This window comes from Vibrio sp. (genome assembly GCF_050299255.1).
GTDB lineage: Bacteria > Pseudomonadota > Gammaproteobacteria > Enterobacterales > Vibrionaceae > Vibrio.
In genome coordinates this window covers 37,658-56,003 of record NZ_JBNKVP010000014.1, presented here as the reverse complement: position 1 = coordinate 56,003, position 18,346 = coordinate 37,658, and the positions used below count along the sequence as shown (strand labels likewise).

General features: G+C 50.4%; 17 protein-coding genes, 1 other RNA gene and 1 pseudogene. 10 read left to right on the top strand and 9 right to left on the bottom strand.

The annotated features are described in order from the left end of the window. The first annotated feature begins 333 nt into the window (after positions 1-333). The 4 genes and pseudogenes from leuO to ilvN all read left to right on the top strand — a co-directional run bounded on the left by leuO (position 334) and on the right by ilvN (position 5,928). Complete coding sequence (leuO, locus tag ACQY6F_RS06455) at positions 334-1,293, top strand: transcriptional regulator LeuO (protein ID WP_428773062.1); 960 nt, start codon at positions 334-336, stop codon at positions 1,291-1,293. A gap of 165 nt (positions 1,294-1,458) precedes the next feature. Then, a complete protein-coding gene (locus ACQY6F_RS06450; protein WP_428773060.1) occupies positions 1,459-3,270 on the top strand; it encodes an AMP-dependent synthetase/ligase in 1,812 nt (603 codons plus the stop codon). 441 nt (positions 3,271-3,711) lie between these two features. Further along, positions 3,712-5,432, top strand: a pseudogene (locus tag ACQY6F_RS06445) (acetolactate synthase 3 large subunit). 1 nt (position 5,433) lies between these two features. After that, complete coding sequence (gene ilvN / locus ACQY6F_RS06440; protein WP_428773058.1) at positions 5,434-5,928, top strand: acetolactate synthase small subunit; 495 nt, start codon at positions 5,434-5,436, stop codon at positions 5,926-5,928. A gap of 66 nt (positions 5,929-5,994) precedes the next feature. On the opposite strand, the gene serA is transcribed toward ilvN, so the two are convergent. From serA to ACQY6F_RS06415, 5 genes are all read right to left on the bottom strand, one after another. Then, complete coding sequence (serA, locus tag ACQY6F_RS06435; RefSeq protein WP_428773057.1) at positions 5,995-7,224, bottom strand: phosphoglycerate dehydrogenase; 1,230 nt, start codon at positions 7,222-7,224, stop codon at positions 5,995-5,997. Between the two features lie 252 nt (positions 7,225-7,476). Then, entirely contained in the window at positions 7,477-8,133 is a 657-nt protein-coding gene (gene rpiA / locus ACQY6F_RS06430) for a ribose-5-phosphate isomerase RpiA (protein WP_428773056.1), read from the bottom strand. Between the two features lie 68 nt (positions 8,134-8,201). Then, positions 8,202-8,792, bottom strand: coding sequence for a 5-formyltetrahydrofolate cyclo-ligase (locus ACQY6F_RS06425; RefSeq protein WP_428773055.1), 591 nt, complete (start codon positions 8,790-8,792; stop codon positions 8,202-8,204). Between the two features lie 35 nt (positions 8,793-8,827). Further along, a non-coding RNA gene (gene ssrS / locus ACQY6F_RS06420) (6S RNA) lies at positions 8,828-9,012 on the bottom strand. Positions 9,013-9,018: 6 nt separating this feature from the next. After that, positions 9,019-9,342, bottom strand: coding sequence for a cell division protein ZapA (locus ACQY6F_RS06415; protein ID WP_428773054.1), 324 nt, complete (start codon positions 9,340-9,342; stop codon positions 9,019-9,021). Between the two features lie 246 nt (positions 9,343-9,588). Here ACQY6F_RS06415 and ACQY6F_RS06410 point away from each other — a divergent pair, with 246 nt between their 5' ends. The 3 genes from ACQY6F_RS06410 to ACQY6F_RS06400 are packed head-to-tail and all read left to right on the top strand — an operon-like array spanning position 9,589 to position 12,607. After that, positions 9,589-10,161: a YecA family protein gene (locus ACQY6F_RS06410; protein ID WP_428773053.1), complete on the top strand. Its 573-nt coding sequence runs from the start codon at positions 9,589-9,591 to the stop codon at positions 10,159-10,161. 20 nt (positions 10,162-10,181) lie between these two features. Then, positions 10,182-11,360, top strand: coding sequence for a 2-octaprenyl-6-methoxyphenyl hydroxylase (gene ubiH / locus ACQY6F_RS06405; protein WP_428773052.1), 1,179 nt, complete (start codon positions 10,182-10,184; stop codon positions 11,358-11,360). Positions 11,361-11,383: 23 nt separating this feature from the next. Further along, positions 11,384-12,607, top strand: coding sequence for an FAD-dependent 2-octaprenylphenol hydroxylase (locus ACQY6F_RS06400; protein WP_428773051.1), 1,224 nt, complete (start codon positions 11,384-11,386; stop codon positions 12,605-12,607). Between the two features lie 66 nt (positions 12,608-12,673). Here the strand turns inward: ACQY6F_RS06400 and ACQY6F_RS06395 are convergent, their stop codons facing one another. From ACQY6F_RS06395 to ygfZ, 3 genes are all read right to left on the bottom strand, one after another. After that, positions 12,674-12,880 (bottom strand): DUF1107 domain-containing protein, encoded by a 207-nt coding sequence (locus ACQY6F_RS06395; RefSeq protein ID WP_428773050.1) that lies wholly within the window; start codon positions 12,878-12,880, stop codon positions 12,674-12,676. A gap of 602 nt (positions 12,881-13,482) precedes the next feature. After that, positions 13,483-13,989 (bottom strand): aminoacyl-tRNA deacylase, encoded by a 507-nt coding sequence (locus tag ACQY6F_RS06390; protein WP_428773049.1) that lies wholly within the window; start codon positions 13,987-13,989, stop codon positions 13,483-13,485. Continuing rightward, positions 13,979-14,953 carry a tRNA-modifying protein YgfZ gene (gene ygfZ, locus ACQY6F_RS06385; protein WP_428773047.1) on the bottom strand — a complete coding sequence of 325 codons (975 nt, stop codon included), beginning with the start codon at positions 14,951-14,953 and terminating at the stop codon, positions 13,979-13,981. The genes ACQY6F_RS06390 and ygfZ overlap by 11 nt, the downstream gene beginning before the upstream one ends. A 206-nt stretch (positions 14,954-15,159) precedes the next feature. Between ygfZ and ACQY6F_RS06380 the strand changes: the two genes are divergently transcribed. Beyond that, positions 15,160-15,420, top strand: coding sequence for a succinate dehydrogenase assembly factor 2 (locus tag ACQY6F_RS06380; protein WP_428773046.1), 261 nt, complete (start codon positions 15,160-15,162; stop codon positions 15,418-15,420). A 142-nt stretch (positions 15,421-15,562) separates the two neighbouring features. Further along, a complete protein-coding gene (locus ACQY6F_RS06375) occupies positions 15,563-15,787 on the top strand; it encodes a hypothetical protein (protein ID WP_428773044.1) in 225 nt (74 codons plus the stop codon). 39 nt (positions 15,788-15,826) lie between these two features. Here the strand turns inward: ACQY6F_RS06375 and nadB are convergent, their stop codons facing one another. Further along, positions 15,827-17,437 carry an L-aspartate oxidase gene (gene nadB / locus ACQY6F_RS06370; protein ID WP_428773082.1) on the bottom strand — a complete coding sequence of 537 codons (1,611 nt, stop codon included), beginning with the start codon at positions 17,435-17,437 and terminating at the stop codon, positions 15,827-15,829. 314 nt (positions 17,438-17,751) lie between these two features. Here nadB and rpoE point away from each other — a divergent pair, with 314 nt between their 5' ends. Continuing rightward, complete coding sequence (rpoE, locus tag ACQY6F_RS06365) at positions 17,752-18,330, top strand: RNA polymerase sigma factor RpoE (RefSeq protein ID WP_428773042.1); 579 nt, start codon at positions 17,752-17,754, stop codon at positions 18,328-18,330. The last annotated feature ends 16 nt before the right edge of the window (positions 18,331-18,346 follow it).

Sequence of the window (18,346 nt, the reverse complement as noted above, 5' to 3'; positions counted from 1 at the left end):
TCAATTTTGCCGACCAATTATCATATTTAATAGGTCGGCTTATTTTTGTCGTAAATGATTCAATGCTCAATAATTCAAAAAATGTATAAAAAATGCACTTTTAGCTTTTTTTATCTATTTGCTATCCGTTTGAAAGTTATGGAATAATGCATGCGTACCGTAAAAAGAACTGATTAATTGTCAATCTTGTTGCCACCCTCTGAATGATTCGCAGATAGTAATACTCGCTCAAAACCTATGCGACCGATAAATACTAAGTACATATGGTTGTTCAATTAATCGACTGAATTAATCCGTACGACGTGCTGAGAGTGGAATCTAGAGGCGAAACCGATGTTAGATAAAAAAGATGCAGTAAGTGCTATTGCAAACTACCGAATGGAAAGCACCTTAAGAGGTGTTGACCTAAACTTATTAACTGTTTTTGATGCCGTGATGCAAGAGCAGAATATTACTCGTGCCGCGCACAACCTGGGCATGTCACAGCCTGCGGTAAGTAATGCAGTAGCTCGACTAAAAGTGATGTTTAATGATGAACTGTTTATGCGCCAGGGGCGTGGAATTCAGCCAACTCAGCGCGCTCGTCAGTTGTTTGGCCCGGTTCGTCAGGCATTGCAGCTGATTCGCAATGAACTGCCTAGCTCTATTTTCTCTCCAGAAACGTCGACTCGTCTGTTTAAGTTGGCCATCTGCAGCCCGTGTGATCTGCGCTTTGCACCAAAAATTCTGACTACCGTTCATGAGTTGGCACCGAATGTTCAACTGCACCTGGATGCAGAATTCAATAGCCAGTTGTCGCAGCGTATGCGTTACCAGGAGCTGGATTTCGTGATCGATTACACCCGTTTTGAAGAGCAGGGCGTATCGAGCACTGAAATTTTCCAGGATGAACTGGTTGTTGTTACCTCTAATATCCATCCACGTATTCAGGGTCAAGTCTCAGCGGCACAACTGATGGCCGAACGTCACGCGAAGCTGTCTAATGTGCATGGTCAACGCGGTTTTACCGAGCAAGCTTACCGTGAGATGGATGTGCAGGCGTTCTATGAGGGTACCAGCCTGAGCAATGTGCTGTATGTTGTCGGTCAGTCTGAACTGGTGACGGTGGCACCTCGCTGGATGGTGGAAAATGCCGTCAATAAAGATCAGTTACAGATCCTTACCCTGCCATTTGATAACCGTAAGATTACCGGTTACCTGAGCTGGCACGAGTCTAGTGAAAAAGACAAAGGTCATATCTGGTTACGTGATCAACTGATGATGATCTGCGGTGAAGTTGTTGCCCTGAACTGATTTAAGTTAAGCATAACCACTTGAAAACCTTGAACTAAGTGATTTGTTCAAGGTTTTTTATTTTCCCACGCTACAACTTTGATATTGCTCAGTTGCCTTTTTTGAAACTGACGGTACACTTGTGCGCTCAAAATAGCTTACAGCTGTAAGCCAAAGGTAAGAGAGATGGCTAATTTAGACTTTCATATCGTCCTGCGGATTCGTGAACAGATTGCGCAAGGCGGCCACCGCACGGCTCTGAAACATAGAGTTGCCGGGGTTTGGCAGAGTATCAGCTGGCAGCAATTTGGTGATCAGATCGATACCCTGTCGCTGGCGTTACTGGCTCATGGTATCGGCGTTCAGGATAAGGTTGGCCTGTTTGCCAACAACATGCCTGAGTGGACCATTGCCGACTTAGCTTCACTGCAGGTCCGTGCGGCCACGGTACCGGTTTACCCAACCAATACCGCAGCCCAGGCCGCTTATATCCTGGATAATGCCGATGTCAGAGTCCTGTTTGTTGGTGAACAGGGCCAATTTGATGCGGCAGTGGCGATGTTTGACCAGTGCCCGACACTGGAGCTGGTGGTAGCCATGTCCGACGATGTCGACATTGGTAATTACCCGTTTGCCAGCAACTGGCATACTTTCCTTAGCAAAGCGCAAGAAGTGTATCGTCCGGAATTGATGACGCGCTTGTCAGATGCCCGAATGGATGATCTGTTGACCCTGATCTATACCTCAGGTACGACGGGACAGCCAAAAGGGGTGATGCTGGATTACGCTAATATCGGTGCTCAACTGCTTGGTCACGACCAACGTCTCAGCCTGAGCCGCGACGACATATCACTCTGTTTTCTGCCGCTGTCACACGTGTTTGAACGGGCATGGACATTCTATGTGCTCTATCGCGGCGCCACTAACTGCTACTTGCAAGACACCATGGCCGTTCGTGATGCCCTGTCGGAAGTCAGACCGACAGTGATGTGTGCGGTACCGCGTTTCTATGAGAAGATTTTTTCTGCCATCCACGAAAAAGTGGCCAAAGCGCCCTTTATTCGTAAGGCGCTGTTTACCTGGGCAGTCAATATGGGCGCCAAGGTGGCACAGTGTCAGCAACAGCAGCAAACACCTTCCTGGCTGCTCAGCCGGGCGCACCGCTTGGCCGACAAACTGGTGTTAAGCAAAATCCGGCTGTTGCTGGGTGGGCGGATCAACTTTATGCCTTGCGGCGGGGCAAAACTGGACGAAACCATCGGACGTTTTTTTCACGCTCTCGGTATCAACGTCAAGCTGGGTTACGGTATGACGGAAACCACCGCGACCGTCTCTTGCTGGGATGATCTGGGGTTCAATCCGGACTCCATCGGTACCACTATGCCGGGCGCTGAAGTGAAGATTGGTGCGGAGAATGAAATCCTGGTTCGTGGTCCTATGGTGATGCGCGGTTATTACAAAATGCCGCAAGAAACGGCGGCCAGTTTTGATTCGCAGGGTTTTCTCAAAACTGGCGATGCTGGTCATATCGACGATCACGGTAATCTGTTTATCACCGATCGGATCAAGGAGCTGATGAAAACCTCCGGAGGTAAATACATTGCGCCGCAGATGATCGAAGGCACCTTGGGCAAAGATCACTATATTGAGCAGATCGCGGTGATCGCCGACACGCGCAAGTTTGTTTCCGCCTTGATCGTACCTTGTTTTGATACCCTGGAAGAGTATGCCAAAGAGCTGAATATCAAATACCACGACCGACTGGAGCTGATTAAGCATCACCAGGTGGTGGAAATGTTTGAAAGCCGGGTCAATGAATTGCAGAAAGAACTGGCCAGGTTTGAGCAGGTCAAACGTTTTAAGCTGTTGCCGAAAGCGTTTTCCATGGACGAGGGGGAGCTGACGCCAACGCAAAAACTGCGTCGTAAAGTGATTAACGACAAATATCAGGATGAAATAGAAGAAATGTACAGCGAAAACTCGCCAGCGAAGCGTTAATCTGCGCACTTGATATTGATAACTTTATTAAACCTTCACTGTTTGCTGAAAAGGCAAAGTGAAGGTTTTTTTCTGTCTGATGAACGCTTTAAGTGCGGCCATATCGACTAAAAAGCCATATTTTGCTGCGGCGGAAATTAAATTTTTCTCTGTTTTGGCTGGTAATTTGGCGGTTTATTTTGAGTTGTGTTTAATGTCGAGTGAATGTTGCTAGTATTTTGCTTGCCAGTAGTGAATTGTTGATAGTTAGATCAAAGTCGCAATAGATTCCGGCTGGATAAAGCGTTACATTGGGCAGGTATACTTGTTTTCCCGAACCTGTGGGAACAAGGCATAGCCGGAATTTGGATAAATTTCGAATTAGGCTACGAATAAGACCTAGACTATGTAAAACCAGATCAGTTGCTCACCATAGCGACTGATGACTGGAAGGAGAAAAATATGGCAATGTTGTCTGGCGCAGAGATGGTCGTCCAGTCTCTGATCGAAGAGGGCGTAGAGCAGATATTTGGTTACCCTGGTGGTTCCGTACTGGATATCTACGATGCGCTGCATGAAAAAACCGATAAAATCAAGCATGTCCTGGTACGCCACGAGCAAGCCGCTACCCACATGGCCGATGGCTATGCCCGTGCAACGGGCAACCCTGGGGTAGTGCTGGTCTGTTCCGGTCCGGGGGCTACCAATACCATTACCGGTATTGCCACCGCCTATATGGACTCCATCCCAATGATTGTGATCTCCGGTAACGTGCCGAACAACCTGATCGGTAACGATGCGTTTCAGGAGTGTGACATCGTGGGCGTTTCCCGTCCGGTGGTTAAACACAGCTTTCTGGTGAAAAAAGCCGAAGATATTCCTGAGACAGTCAAAAAAGCGTTTTATATCGCCACGACCGGCCGTCCTGGTCCTGTGGTGATCGACCTGCCTAAAGACGTAATGAACCCACAGGTGAAACTGCCGTATCAATACCCTGATACCATCAACATGCGTTCTTACAAGCCGACAACCAGCGGCCACAAGGGCCAGATTAAAAAAGGTCTCAAAGCCTTGCTGGAGGCAAAGAAACCGGTACTGTACATCGGTGGCGGCGCAGTGATCTCCGGTGCCCATGAGCCGCTGTTCCGTCTGGCTGACTCTTTGAACCTGCCGGTAGTCAGCACCTTGATGGGGCTGGGGGCTTTTCCCGGCACTCACAAGAATTCACTGGGCATGCTGGGTATGCATGGTACCTATGAAGCCAACATGGCAATGCACCACGCCGATCTGATCTTTGGTATCGGGGTGCGTTTGATGACCGCACCACCAACAACCTGGAAAAATACTGCCCTCAGGCCAAAGTGATGCACATCGATATCGACCCGTCTTCGATTTCGAAAAACGTCAAAGCGGATCTGCCGATAGTCGGCTCGGCGGAAAAAGTGCTGGAAGCCATGCTGAACCTGCTGGTGGAGCAGGGCGGCAGCAATGATGAACAGGCGATGCAAGCCTGGTGGGAAGAAATCCAGGTCTGGCGCGATCGTAACTGTTTGTCTTACGAAACGTCCTCTGAACGGATTAAGCCACAACAAGTTATTGAAACGCTGCATAAACTGACCAATGGTGATGCTTACGTTGCCTCGGATGTCGGCCAGCACCAGATGTTTGCTGCGCTCTACTATCCGTTCAACAAGCCACGTCGCTGGATCAACTCTGGTGGCCTCGGCACCATGGGCTTTGGTTTGCCAGCGGGAATCGGCGTTAAGTTTGCCATGCCGGAAGAAGAAGTGCTGGTGGTGACCGGTGACGGCAGTATCCAGATGAATATTCAGGAGCTTTCTACAGCGCTTCAATACGATATTCCATTGAAAATCATTAACTTGAATAACCGATTCCTCGGTATGGTTAAGCAGTGGCAGGATATCATTTATCAGGGCCGTCACTCTAACTCGTACATGAGTTCGGTACCGGATTTTGCCGCAATCGCTGAAGCTTACGGCCATGTGGGTATTCGTATTTCGAAACCGGAGGAACTGGAAGCAGGCTTACAACAAGCGCTGGATATGAAAGACCGTCTGGTATTCGTAGATATCAATGTGGATGAAACCGAGCACGTATACCCAATGCAGATCAAAGGTGAGGGTATGGACAAAATGTGGCTGAGCAAGACGGAGAGAACCTAATATGAGACACATAATTTCGCTTTTATTGGAAAACCAGCCTGGTGCTTTGTCTCGCGTGGTGGGTCTGTTCTCTCAGCGTGGCTATAACATTGAGTCGCTGACCGTGTCCCCGACTGATGATGAAACCCTGTCGCGGTTAAACATCACCACCAATTCCGATGAAATGCAGCTGGAGCAAATCCAGAAGCAGCTACATAAGTTAATCGATGTGCTTAAAGTTCAGGAAGTAACCGAACTGGAGCATATTGAGCGTGAACTGATGATGGTGAAAGTAAAGGCGAGTGGTTTTGCCCGGGCAGAGGTTAAACGCACGGCGGATATCTTCCGCGGGCAAATCGTTGATGTTACTGCCTCGCAATATACGGTTCAGTTAGCCGGGACCAGTGAGAAACTCGATGCCTTTATCCAGGCGCTGTCCGAAGTCACCGAGGTGGTCGAAGTTGCCCGTAGTGGCGTGGTCGGCATCGCGCGTGGAGAGCGGGCGCTGAAACCTTAACTTGCTTATTTAATGATAAAAAAGGCCGCATTAGCGGCCTTTTTTGTACTCGGTTCAACCGGATTTTTAGTGCAGGATTCGGGCGCGAATGGTGCCTTCGATATTCTTAAGCTGATCCAACGCTTCTTCTGAGCGGGCCGTTTCAACATCGATCACCACATAACCGATATCGGCGCTGGTTTGCAGGTACTGACCGGCGATGTTAATGCCTTTTTCAGCAAAGATGGTGTTGATCTGGGTCAGGATACCCGGGCGGTTCTGGTGAATGTGCAGCAGGCGCGAACATTCGCCGTGCTCAGGCAGCGATACTTCAGGGAAGTTAACGCTTGATAGCGTTGAACCGTTATCGGAATATTTGGCCAGTTTACCCGCCACTTCGACGCCGATATTTTCCTGAGCTTCCTGAGTAGAGCCACCCACGTGTGGGGTCAGGATACAGTTGTCGAATTGCTGCAGTGGTGATTCAAACGGATCGGCATTGGTCTTAGGTTCAACTGGGAAGACGTCGATCGCTGCACCTGCCAGGTGACCGCTCTCCAGTGCACCACAAAGTGCCGGGATATCGACTACCGTACCGCGTGCCGCGTTGATGAAGATCGAACCCGGTTTCATACGGGCGAACTCTTCTACACCCATCATGTTCTTGGTTTGCGGGGTTTCCGGCACGTGCAGTGAAATTACGTCACACTTGTTCAGCAGTTCGCTCATGGTGTGTACCTGAGTGGCATTACCCAGCGACAGTTTATTTTCAATGTCATAGAAGTAAACGCGCATCCCCAGGTTTTCCGCGATGATGCTCAGCTGGGTACCGATGTGGCCGTAACCGATAATCCCCAGACGTTTACCACGGGCTTCGAATGAGTTATCCGCGCTTTTTTTCCAGATACCACGGTGAGCCAGGGCACTTTTTTCCGGAATACCGCGCAGTAACAGCAAAATTTGCCCCAGCACCAGTTCCGCTACGCTGCGGGTGTTTGAGAAAGGTGCATTAAATACCGGAATACCGCGTTTGGCCGCGGCATTCAGGTCAACCTGGTTGGTACCAATACAGAAACAGCCAATCGCCACCAGTTTATCGGCCGCGTTGATCACTTCTTCGGAAAGGTTAGTGCGCGAGCGAATACCGATAAAGTGCACACCTTTAACGGCTTCCAACAGCTCGTCCTCGGCGAGGGAGCCTTTGTGATATTCAATATTGCTGTAGCCAGCGGCTTGCAGAACTTCGACTGAAGACGGGTGCAACCCTTCGAGTAGCAGGATCTTGATTTTGTCTTTTTCCAGTGAAACTTTGGCCATTATTCTCGTCCTTAAAAATGGAAAGTGGGCTTTATTGGGCGCGCGTAACCAAGGTTGACTAAATTCGCTAAACATTAGTGATTCGTAACGGAAGCAAACGTTTGCCCTGAATATATTCTGACCATAAAGTTATCAAAAAAATATTGTTTTGGGTAAGAAAATTACGGAATAAGGCATAATTTTTATATAGAAAAGCTAAAAAAACGGCACCAACCGGTGCCGTTTGTAATGAAATCACTGAAACTGTTGAAGTTACTCTTCGATTTTTGTCCCTTCAGGGGTACCAGTGATGACCACATCGGCACCACGGTGGGCAAACAGCCCGTTGGTCACGACGCCGGCAATGGCGTTGATCTGCTCTTCCAACTGCTTAGGATGGGTGATCTTCAGGTTATGGACATCGAGGATAATATTGCCGTTGTCGGTCACGACACCTTCACGGTAAGCCGGATCGCCACCCAGTTTAACCAGTTCGCGGGCGACGTAAGAGCGTGCCATCGGGATCACTTCAACCGGCAGTGGGAAATTGCCCAACACATCAACGGCTTTCGTATCATCGACGATACAGATAAATTTATCGGCAATTGCGGCGACGATTTTTTCACGGGTCAGTGCCGCGCCACCGCCTTTGATCATGTCGTGCTCCGGATTGATCTCGTCAGCACCATCGACATAGATATCCAGGCTGACTACGTCGTTACAGTCAAAAACTTCGATACCCAACCCTTTCAGTTTTTCGGTAGAAGCTTCAGAACTGGAAACCGCACCTTTGATGTCGTCTTTGATGGTGCCCAGGGCGTCGATGAAGTGATTAACGGTTGAGCCGGTTCCCACGCCTACAATGCTGTCTTTTTCAACGTATTTCAGCGCGGCCCAGCCTGCTGCTTTTTTCATTTCATCTTGAGTCATGCCCATCTCCTGATTCGAATAATATTAACTAGGTTACGCTAGTGCCGCGCGATTATAGCGGCAATAGGTTAACATTCCCATTGCCAGATCTGACTTGGGGTAACAATTTTAGTCAGTGGTACATCCCAGCTTTCCGTTGGCAGCTGGTCTACATATTGGCAATCGTGCGCCAGGCCTATCGCCCTCGGTCCTTGGGCGTCATTGTGCCATCTAGCCAGGGTACGATCATAGTAACCTCCACCCATGCCTAAACGATGCCCTTGAGCATCAAAGCCGACTAAAGGAGTGGCAATCAAATCCAGCTGTTCCACCGGTTTGACCAGGCGCTTGTCCAGTTTAGGTTCGATGATACCGTATTTGTTGTACACCATCGGCGTGGACGGGGCGAAATTAAGAAACAGCAGTTGGCCTGAGGAGAATGGATGCAACACGGGCAGGTAGATTTGTTTGCGCCGTTGCCACAGGGCTTCGATCAACGGCATGGTGTCGATTTCACCGTCGGTGGAAAGATACAGGGCGATGTGCTGGCTTTTGGGGTATTCGTCCAGAGATAAAAATTGCCGGATAAGATCCTGACCGGCCTGGTACTGGTCATCGCTGGAGAGTAAATTGCGCTTTTGGCGGATATCGCGTCTGAACTCTTGTCGGGTTAAGGTCATTCGGGTGCCTTATACTGCAGAGTCGGGTATCAAGGAGATACCCCAGAGTGCCGTTGAGGATTGTGGCCCTTGAACCAGCCGGTTCAAGGCGGATCAGCAATGATGACCGTAGGCTTCTCGGTTCGGGCCGAGCTTGCTCAATAGTTATCAAGTACTAACCCTTAGGTATTGCTTATCGGCTCAGGGACATAAATCCTGCTGACGCACACTCCAGGGTAAAAGCGTATTATAACTCAAGCGGGCTCTGCTGTCCTTGCATAACCTTGCTGAGTGCATCATCTAATGATGCTGTGAGCTGTTCCATTCGCCCGGTTAATAATTCGTCACGGCTCTGTAAATCCTTATCCCGGCTTTGCAGTTCATAACAGACATTCAACGCCGCAATCGTCAACAGGTGTACTTCATTGGTCACCTTGGTTTTCGCGGCCATCTCTTTCAGTCGTGAATCAAGATCCTGCGCAGCTTTCAGCAATGACTCTTCTTGCCCGGCGGGACAATTTACCCGAGTAAGTTTGCCTAAAATTTCCACTTCAACTGCTTGACTACTCATGAATATCGGACTCTGTGATGCCTCGTTATGGTGGACAGGATTAACTATCACCGAAGAGCAAACTATAGAAAATGCGCTGTTAAGATTCAAGCTTTTCCCGTTGAACAAGTGTAAAGCGTCGCCTGAATGAACAACGAATTGGCAGATCGCACAAAAGCTGGCCGCAAATCCGGTAAGATCATTTTCCCCATCAGAGCTAAGTGGTAGGATTGAGGCCGATTTATTGACAGAATTTAGGCCTTAGCCATGAGTGACAAACAGTTACCCGAATACTCTATCGCATTCCAGCAGTTACAATCCGCGGGTTTAGCCGTGACACCGGCGGAGATGCATGGTCTGTTGTGCGGAATGTTAAGTGGCGGTATGGCCATCAACGATGATAGCTGGCAACCGCTCTTGTTTGATTACACCAACGACGGAATGGGCTGGCCGGACAATGCCTTGCAAATGGCAAGACAGGCGCTCACCGTTTCCACCGCAGAACTGACCGGGTCAGCCATTGAGTTGTCAATGTTGTTGCCAGGCGATGAGCAAGCCAGTCTGTTTGAACGGGCGGATGCGTTAAGTGAGTGGGTGAACCACTATTTCTCTGGTATGGGTTTAGTCGCGGCCAAACTGGACAAAGTACCTCAGGACGTACAGGAGGCTATGGCCGATCTGGAAGAGATCGCCCGGCTGGGGATCGATGAAGATGATGATCTGCAGGAGCAGGCTCAGTTACTGGAACAGGTGATCGAACACGTCAAAGCTTGTGTGCTAACCATTCATGCCGAGCTTGGCGCCAAACCGACTCAGCCGTCAAAACCAACTCTGCACTAAGTCGGAGGCGGGGTAGTGCTATGAAGCAGTATGATGTGGTAATTGCCGGTGGTGCTATGGCTGGGATGACGCTGGCACTGGCGCTCGATCGGCTCAGTTGCGGCTCGTTCCGTATTGCAGTGGTAGAGCCCTATCAGGCGGATCAGCAGCAGCACCCAGGCTTTGACTCCAGAGCAATTGCGCTCAGCCAGGGTACGGTAGCCATATTGCGTCAGTTTGATCTCTGGCGTCACATCCTCGACGTGGCCACGCCAATTCAACATATCCATGTCTCTGATCGCGGTCACGCCGGTATGACGGAAATTAGCCGCGAGCAGAGCGGTGGCGAACCGCTCGGGTTTGTGGTGGAACTGGCCGATGTGGGGCGGGCTTTTGCCCAGCTAGCAGAGCAGAGCAGCGCCATCACAATGTTGTGCCCCGATTCCGTTGCATCGATAGAACGCCAGTTGGAGCGAACCCAAGTCCGGCTGCAATCCGGCAGCGAACTGAGTGCAAAACTGTTGGTCGCCGCCGATGGTGCGCTATCGACCTGCTGTCAGCAGCTTGGCTTGAGCTTACAGGAACATGATTTTAATCAGGTAGCAGTGATTGCCAATGTGGTCTGCAGCCAGCCTCATCATTTCCGGGCTTTCGAACGATTTACTGATTCCGGCCCGGTGGCATTACTGCCGATGAGTGAAGGGCGAATGTCACTGGTATGGTGTTTACGTCCGGATGAGGCCGGACAGGTGATGGCGTTGAACGATCAACAATTTCTGGCCCGCTTACAACGTGCATTTGGCTGGCGTCTTGGTGAGATGAAGGCTACCGGTGCCAGGGCCTGTTATCCATTACTGCTGCGCTATCGGCCGGAAAATATCTCTCACCGCTTTGCCATCGTAGGCAATGCCGCGCAGACCCTGCATCCAATCGCGGGGCAGGGATTCAACCTGGGCATTCGAGATGTCGCCAGCCTGGCTGAAGAGATCATGCGCTCTCCAGAGGATCCGGGCCAATATCAAGTTTTAAGTGCATTTCGCAACCGGCGTCAGCAAGACCGCCAAGCGACAATTGCATTGACCTCCGGGTTGGTAGAAATATTTTCCAATAACTGGCTACCGATGCGCATTGGCCGCAACCTGGGATTGGCCGCAGTGGACCACTGCACGCCGCTCAAGGCGCCACTACTGAAAAGAACATTGGGCCTGGTTAAACGTTAACCGGGATAAAAGGAAAACAAAAGATGATGACAAGCGTCGATGTGGCCATCGTGGGTGGTGGGATGGTCGGACTGGCTCTGGCCGCTGCGCTCAAAGAGAGTGATATTCGTGTCGCAGTAATCGAAGGTACTGAGCCGGCCTGCGAGCTGGCACCATTACCGGATGTGCGTGTATCAGCACTCAGTCGTGCCAGTCAGACGATGCTGGAAAGATTGTCTGCTTGGCCGGGTATTGCTCAGCGCAGAATGGCCAGCTATCAGGCGATGGAAGTCTGGGAGCAGGACAGTTTTGGCAAAATCAGTTTTGACGCCGCTTCGCTGGCTGAGCCGGATTTGGGGCATATTGTCGAAAATAGGGTAATCCAGCTGGCCCTGTTGGATCAGGTCAGGCAGCAGGCCAACGTTAAACTGTATATGCCGGCCAGATGCAGCAATGTGGCTGTGGGTGAGCGGGAAGCCTGGCTGACCCTGGACAACGGCGAGTCGTTGACCGCCAAATTGGTGGTTGGTGCCGATGGGGCTAATTCCTGGGTGAGACGACAATTCAATATCCCGTTGACCCAGTGGGATTATCAGCATACGGCGATCGTAGCCAATGTGCGCACTGAAGTTCCCCATCAGCGGGTCGCACGGCAGATCTTCACCGCAAATGGTCCGCTGGCATTTCTGCCGCTGGCTGAAGCCGATTTGAACTCTATTGTCTGGTCGACGGACACCTCCCGGGCTAAGCAGCTTATGGCGCTGCCGGCAGAGGAATTTAATAAAATGCTGGCGGCAGAATTTGATATGCGACTGGGCTTGTGTCAGTTGGAGGGCGAACGCTTTGCTGTGCCGCTGAAAATGCGTTATGCCCGTGATTTCGCTGCCGAGCGAGTGGCATTGGTGGGCGATGCCGCGCACACTATCCACCCGTTGGCCGGGCAGGGCGTCAACCTAGGACTACTGGATGCCGCCAGTCTGGCAGAGCAGATTCAACTGCTGTGGCAACAGGGGGCCGATATTGGTAGCCGGCGAAACCTGCGTCACTATGAACGCTGGCGAAAAGCCGAAGCCGCTAAGATGATAGCCGCGATGCAAGGCTTCAAGGAGCTGTTTTCCGGTGATAATCCGGCCAAGAAAATGGCACGGGGAATTGGTATGAAACTGTTTGCATTTTTGCCAGGGGCGAAAGAAGAGCTGATGAAAAAAGCGCTCGGACTTGACGGTGAGTTACCCAAACTGGCCATTCCGGCAGGTCAGAACCACTGAAGTAGTCTGGGATCTAAAAAGGGTTAGCTTCGGCTAACCCTTTTTTATTTGATCTGGCAGTCGCTATCAGGCGTATGCGCAGCGGAGTTTCATAATCTCACTATTAACTTCTTTGACGGTTTGAAAGTGACGAGGCTGCGCTTTTTCCGGCAGAATCAATTTACCGTTGTCGAACTCGAATTTACCGATGCCATAGATGTAAATTCTACCTTTAAACAGTCGACTGATATGTTTAGCAATCATTCCTGGTGTATAGCGCTTAAACAGTCTCATTACTTAATCCTTTTGTTTCCCTAGCTCTGTAATTATAGCGTTTCGCCACCATCAGCAGTGTGATATCCCTGCACAATTAGTCAGTAGTTACCAAGAATTGTGGATATTTGTGCTGCAATGGGCATATTTTTGGATAAATATCTATTCTTGCGTGACGGTTCCCTCATTTTTGTTCTGAACTGGGAACCGTATGCGCCACTATTAAGCCCGAGAATTGTTACAGTTGTAAGAAAGGTGATGCTGTTGTTACGAATCGTTGTAACGGCTGGATCAACAGATAAAAAAATGCCCGCTACAGCGGGCAAAAGTCACAGATGCATTACACAAAAAGTGGATGTCCTGAAACAATCAGTGGATTCACTTTTGTTGTTGGAGAAGGACCTGCAACACCAGCGCTTAGTCACGGCGCGGAGGCGGTGCAGACAGCAATACAGCAAGATTTGCGTGAACTTTAACCAACGGAATTGAGTATACTTAAAAAATTCCATAGTGACTACTTATGCTTTGTTGGTGAATAAAAATTTATCCAAATGAAATGAATTAGTGCGATCTTGATCACTCTGTAAATGTAATCGATTGCAAAAATGCAAAGTTTGATACGGTTATTGGCGGCAGATATCGCCAAAACAGGGCTGACAAAGTGCGATCAGGTCCTGATAGCGAAGCGCGATGCCCGCCATATCGGAGCCACTGCTGATAGTTACGGTCGAATACTGCTCTAGCCGGTGGTCAAATACTACCGGCATCGGCGTGGCCAACAGCAGCGGGGTGACAGTACCTAACTGATAACCTGTGATGGTATAAACATGTTCGAGATCGACACAAGTCATTCGCCGCCAGCCCAGCAATGCACGTACCTTCTTCGGATCGACAGAGCAATCGCCCGGCGCACAGGCCAGGGCGTAGCGATCGCTCATATCGCGCAGTAAGATGGATTTAACCATCTGTCCCGGTTCGATTCCCCGCTGCCGCGCCGCTTCTGCGATGGTGACCGCGGCGCTGCGATGCCACAGCAGGCGATAGTCTACCTGCTGTTGCTCAAGAAACCGGGTAACTTTGGTACTCAGCTCCGAGTTATCGTTGCCGCCGTCGTCCTGATTATTGCTCATCTTCATCCAGTGAGTAGGGCAGTGGCTGGATGCGCCAGTTGCAGTCAGGGTGCTGTTTTAGCCTCAACGCGGTATCGGCTGCCAGATCATTGGGCAGAATAATCAGGCCAATTGCCTGCTGATCAGCAAAAACATATTGTGCTAACAGTTCGCCGGCGCCACGCCAGTTATCGCCCACGGCCCGTTCCAGTTCAACCGGTGAGGTTAATGACGTCTCTGGCCAGTCACCGGCGACGATCATCATGCTGCGTTTATTGGTACCACGGTATTTGGCTCGGGCAACGGTTTCCTGGCCGGTATAGCAGCCTTTACTGAAACTGATGCCGCCAAGAGCCTGCAGGTTCAAGGCTTGCGGGATGTGCTTATTCTGCTCGGACTGTTCCAGGATGGGGTATCCGGCTTCAATCTCGCCACGGGTCCAGAGCGCCTGATCGACTTTCTCCCCGGCCCAGGTGCTTGCCAGCTGCTCGGCCCGTTGCGGGCTTAACAGCAGTAGCCAGCGCTCGGCTGAGATACGAACCGCGCTACCGCCGTCAATGGTGCGCACTTCGCCACGCTGGTTGCTCAATTGGTCGACGTACTGCTCCGCTTCGCTGCCGATAACGCCAAGAGCGATCTCGTGACTTTGCTCGATCTCTACTTTAGAAAACACTGCGTATTTTTTCAGTTCTCTCAGCTCTGCTTCGATGGCTGACTGGGGCTGAAACATGGCATAACCGTCATTATGGTGAAACAGACGGAATGCGCTCCAGACTTTGCCCTTAGCGTCACAATGGGCCGCAAACGTCACGGCATCTTGGGCCAGAGTGACGGCATCCGCAGTGATTTGCCCTTGCAGAAAGGCTTTTTTATCCGCCCCGGTCATGACTATGGTTCCCCAGGAGGTCAAATGCGTCAGCATCAAAGGTGCCATTGGCTGAGCAAATTTGAGCGAAAGGGGAGGGAATGCGTTTTGCCAATCCATGTTATGTCCTTGCTGTAAACTTATGGTGCCACGTCGGCATGATAATCATTATGTTAGCGCTTTATTCCGGGTTGAAACAACCATGCACCGCATACGGTTACCGCGCAATTTCGTTATCTGGCTCGGGACTGTGACTTGAACAGTGGTGAGAGGTGATATTGCCTGTTAAACTCGCCGCAAACAAGCCATAAGGTGAGGATAGCTAAATGTACACCGCAGAAGAAAAAGCGCGTATCAAATGGGCCTGTCGGAGAGGGATGTTGGAACTGGATGTGGTGATCATGCCTTTTTTCGAAGAGTGTTTTGAATCTCTGACTGACAGTGAACAGCGAGATTTTGTCTCTTTGCTGGAATGTGATGATCCGGATTTGTTCACCTGGATTATGGGGCATGGCCGCAGCGAAAATCTCGGTCATGCCGCCATGGTAGATAAAATTGTCGCGCACAACCTCAGCAAGGTGCGTTAATCTCCAGCCCCGACTGTCATACTCAGCCCGTATCATCCCGGTAGTCTTGCTCTGTTGGGGAATCGCAGGGCTGATCATTTCGCCGTTGTCGTTACCGGCAACGGTCTATCTCATCCTGTTAATACAAGTTTCAGCTAAGCCAGTGGCCTGGTTACCTGCAGCAATCGAACAACCGGTTAGTCTGCACGGTTCCCGTGCACTCGCATTCCCACATCAGCAGATTGAAATAAGCCGGGTCGATACCAGACTGCGTTTCTGGTTTATCCGTTTTGATGGCAGGGATGGCAGCCAGCACTGGCTGTGGCGAGACAGTGTTGACGAAGCGCACTACCGGCTTTGCCTGACTGAAATAGCCAGGGAGCGCTGAGCGCTCCCTGGTAAATGGTGTAACTTGGGATTGAGGAGATCAGAAATCTCCCGGGCTGAGAATTGTCGCTGAACTATTTTGGTCCAGTTCCGGATAATCCAGCGTGTAGTGCAGTCCGCGGCTTTCTTTCCGCTGCATCGCGCAGCGCACCATCAACTCGGCCACCTGCAGTAAGTTACGCAGCTCGAGCAGGTTATTGGACACCCGAAAATTGCTGTAGTATTCGTGCGTCTCCTGTTGCAGCAGTTGGATGCGGCGCAGCGCGCGCTCCAGGCGTTTGTCTGTCCGGACGATACCCATGTAATCCCACATAAACAGCCGCAGTTCGTGCCAGTTGTGTTGGATGACGACTTCTTCATCCGAACAGGTGACCTGGCTTTCATCCCAATGTGGTAGCGCAGGTGGTAAGGTGGCCTTATCGAGTTTACTCAGAATATCCTGCGCTGCAGACCAGGCGTAAACCACACACTCCAGCAGGCTGTTGGAGGCCATGCGGTTAGCACCATGCAGGCCGGTGTAACTGACTTCTCCGATGGCATACAGCTGATCCAGGTCGGTCTGGCCCTGCTGATTCACCATTACACCGCCACAGGTATAGTGTGCGGCCGGAACGATAGGGATCGGCTCTTTGGTCATATCAATGCCGAGATCCTGCAGGCGCATGTGGATGGTCGGGAAATGTTTCTCGATAAAATCAGCCGGCTTATGGCTGATATCCAGGTACATGCAGTCGGCACCGAGACGTTTCATTTCAAAGTCGATGGCCCGGGCGACCACGTCGCGCGGTGCCAGTTCGGCGCGCTCGTCGAAATCGAGCATAAAGCGGCTGCCGTCAGGGCGTCTCAGGTATGCCCCTTCACCTCTTAGAGCTTCCGTCAGCAGGAAATTGCGCGCTTCCGGGTGGAACAGGCAGGTTGGGTGAAACTGGTTAAACTCCAAGTTGGCGACGCGACAACCGGCCCGCCAGGCGATAGCGATGCCGTCGCCGGACGAAACGTCCGGGTTGGAGGTGTACTGGTACACTTTGGAAGCGCCGCCGGTGGCCAGAACCACGAATTTTGCTCTGACGGTTTCAACGTGCTCACGGTTGCGGTTCCAGATGTAAGCACCGACTACTTTATTGCGCTTACCGCCGACTTTATCTTCGGTGATTAAATCCAGCGCATTGTGGCGTTCGAGAATGGTAATATTTGGGTGGTTGTGGACGTTATCCTGTAGTGAGGTTTGCATCGCCATGCCGGTTGCGTCAGCAGCGTGAAGGATACGACGATGGCTGTGGCCCCCTTCTCGGGTGAGGTGGTAGCGTGGATGATCATCAGTATCGTTCTCTTCACGATCAAATGGTACCCCGCCGTCGATCAGCCACTGAACCGATTCTTTGGCATGTTCAGCAATAAAGCGAACCGTATTCTCATCACACAGACCTGCGCCGGCGATCAAGGTATCCTGAACATGCGACTCAATACTGTCTGATTCGTCGAACACCGCCGCGATACCGCCTTGCGCGTAATAGGTTGCCCCTTCACTGCGCGGCCCTTTACTCAATACGATAACTTTCGCTTTATTAGCAATGCGCAATGCCAGCGACAGTCCCGCAGCCCCACTTCCAATTACTAACACATCACACTGATGTTCCCGGTTTACGCTCATAGCGGTCTTGATTTCCCAACTTAAAGAGAGTGTTACCACCCCAAATCCAATCTGATTTCAACAATCATACCACTGCACAAACATGAATTGTTGTTTAATGGCATTGCTTTTCTTACCCATCATCCTCAATATTTAGTGATAAAGAGTATTTCAGGTCATCACATAAGCAAAAATAAAGAAAGTTTTGAACTTTGATTATTTTGCAGAGTCACAATAGTGCTCTTGTAAGCGGTGGTGTCAATACTAGATATTACATAATTAATACTCATATCTGAGAGGATAAGAGTCGATAACAAATAGGAGTGCGCGCTCGAATGAACGAGCAGTTGACCGATCAAGTCTTGATTGAGCGAGTTCAGAGTGGGGATAAGCAAGCTTTTAACTTATTGGTGCTGAGATATCAGAATAAAGTATGCAACCTTATCTCGCGTTATATCAGTAACCCGGGTGATGTCGCCGATGTAGCCCAAGAGGCCTTTATCAAAGCCTATCGTGCGATCCCCAGTTTTCGAGGTGAGAGTGCGTTTTACACTTGGCTATATCGAATTGCTGTTAATACCGCTAAAAATCACATCGTAGCCCAGGGCCGCCGGCCGCCAGCGACCGATGTCGATGCTGAAGAAGCTGAATATTACGAAACAGGCAGTGCGTTAAAAGAAATATCGAACCCTGAAAACTTAACGTTGTCCAACGAGTTGAAGCGAGTAGTTTTCAGTGCGATTGAAGCACTGCCAGAAGATTTAAAAACAGCGATCACCTTACGTGAACTGGATGGTTTAAGTTACGAAGAGATCGCTGATGTGATGGATTGCCCCGTTGGGACAGTGCGTTCGCGCATTTTCCGAGCACGAGAAGCGGTGGAAAAGAAAATTAAACCGCTTATGCAACGCTAAACCTGTACTCATTATG

What these genes read in the sequence shown, in the direction of transcription:
- leuO (WP_428773062.1), top strand. Translation starts at nt 334, where the DNA reads ATGTTAGATAAAAAAGATGCAGTAAGTGCTATTGCAAACTACCGAATG.
- ACQY6F_RS06450 (WP_428773060.1), top strand. Translation starts at nt 1,459, where the DNA reads ATGGCTAATTTAGACTTTCATATCGTCCTGCGGATTCGTGAACAGATT.
- ilvN (WP_428773058.1), top strand. Translation starts at nt 5,434, where the DNA reads ATGAGACACATAATTTCGCTTTTATTGGAAAACCAGCCTGGTGCTTTG.
- serA (WP_428773057.1), bottom strand. Translation starts at nt 7,224, where the DNA reads ATGGCCAAAGTTTCACTGGAAAAAGACAAAATCAAGATCCTGCTACTC.
- rpiA (WP_428773056.1), bottom strand. Translation starts at nt 8,133, where the DNA reads ATGACTCAAGATGAAATGAAAAAAGCAGCAGGCTGGGCCGCGCTGAAA.
- ACQY6F_RS06425 (WP_428773055.1), bottom strand. Translation starts at nt 8,792, where the DNA reads ATGACCTTAACCCGACAAGAGTTCAGACGCGATATCCGCCAAAAGCGC.
- ACQY6F_RS06415 (WP_428773054.1), bottom strand. Translation starts at nt 9,342, where the DNA reads ATGAGTAGTCAAGCAGTTGAAGTGGAAATTTTAGGCAAACTTACTCGG.
- ACQY6F_RS06410 (WP_428773053.1), top strand. Translation starts at nt 9,589, where the DNA reads ATGAGTGACAAACAGTTACCCGAATACTCTATCGCATTCCAGCAGTTA.
- ubiH (WP_428773052.1), top strand. Translation starts at nt 10,182, where the DNA reads ATGAAGCAGTATGATGTGGTAATTGCCGGTGGTGCTATGGCTGGGATG.
- ACQY6F_RS06400 (WP_428773051.1), top strand. Translation starts at nt 11,384, where the DNA reads ATGATGACAAGCGTCGATGTGGCCATCGTGGGTGGTGGGATGGTCGGA.
- ACQY6F_RS06395 (WP_428773050.1), bottom strand. Translation starts at nt 12,880, where the DNA reads ATGAGACTGTTTAAGCGCTATACACCAGGAATGATTGCTAAACATATC.
- ACQY6F_RS06390 (WP_428773049.1), bottom strand. Translation starts at nt 13,989, where the DNA reads ATGAGCAATAATCAGGACGACGGCGGCAACGATAACTCGGAGCTGAGT.
- ygfZ (WP_428773047.1), bottom strand. Translation starts at nt 14,953, where the DNA reads ATGGATTGGCAAAACGCATTCCCTCCCCTTTCGCTCAAATTTGCTCAG.
- ACQY6F_RS06380 (WP_428773046.1), top strand. Translation starts at nt 15,160, where the DNA reads ATGTACACCGCAGAAGAAAAAGCGCGTATCAAATGGGCCTGTCGGAGA.
- nadB (WP_428773082.1), bottom strand. Translation starts at nt 17,437, where the DNA reads ATGAGCGTAAACCGGGAACATCAGTGTGATGTGTTAGTAATTGGAAGT.
- rpoE (WP_428773042.1), top strand. Translation starts at nt 17,752, where the DNA reads ATGAACGAGCAGTTGACCGATCAAGTCTTGATTGAGCGAGTTCAGAGT.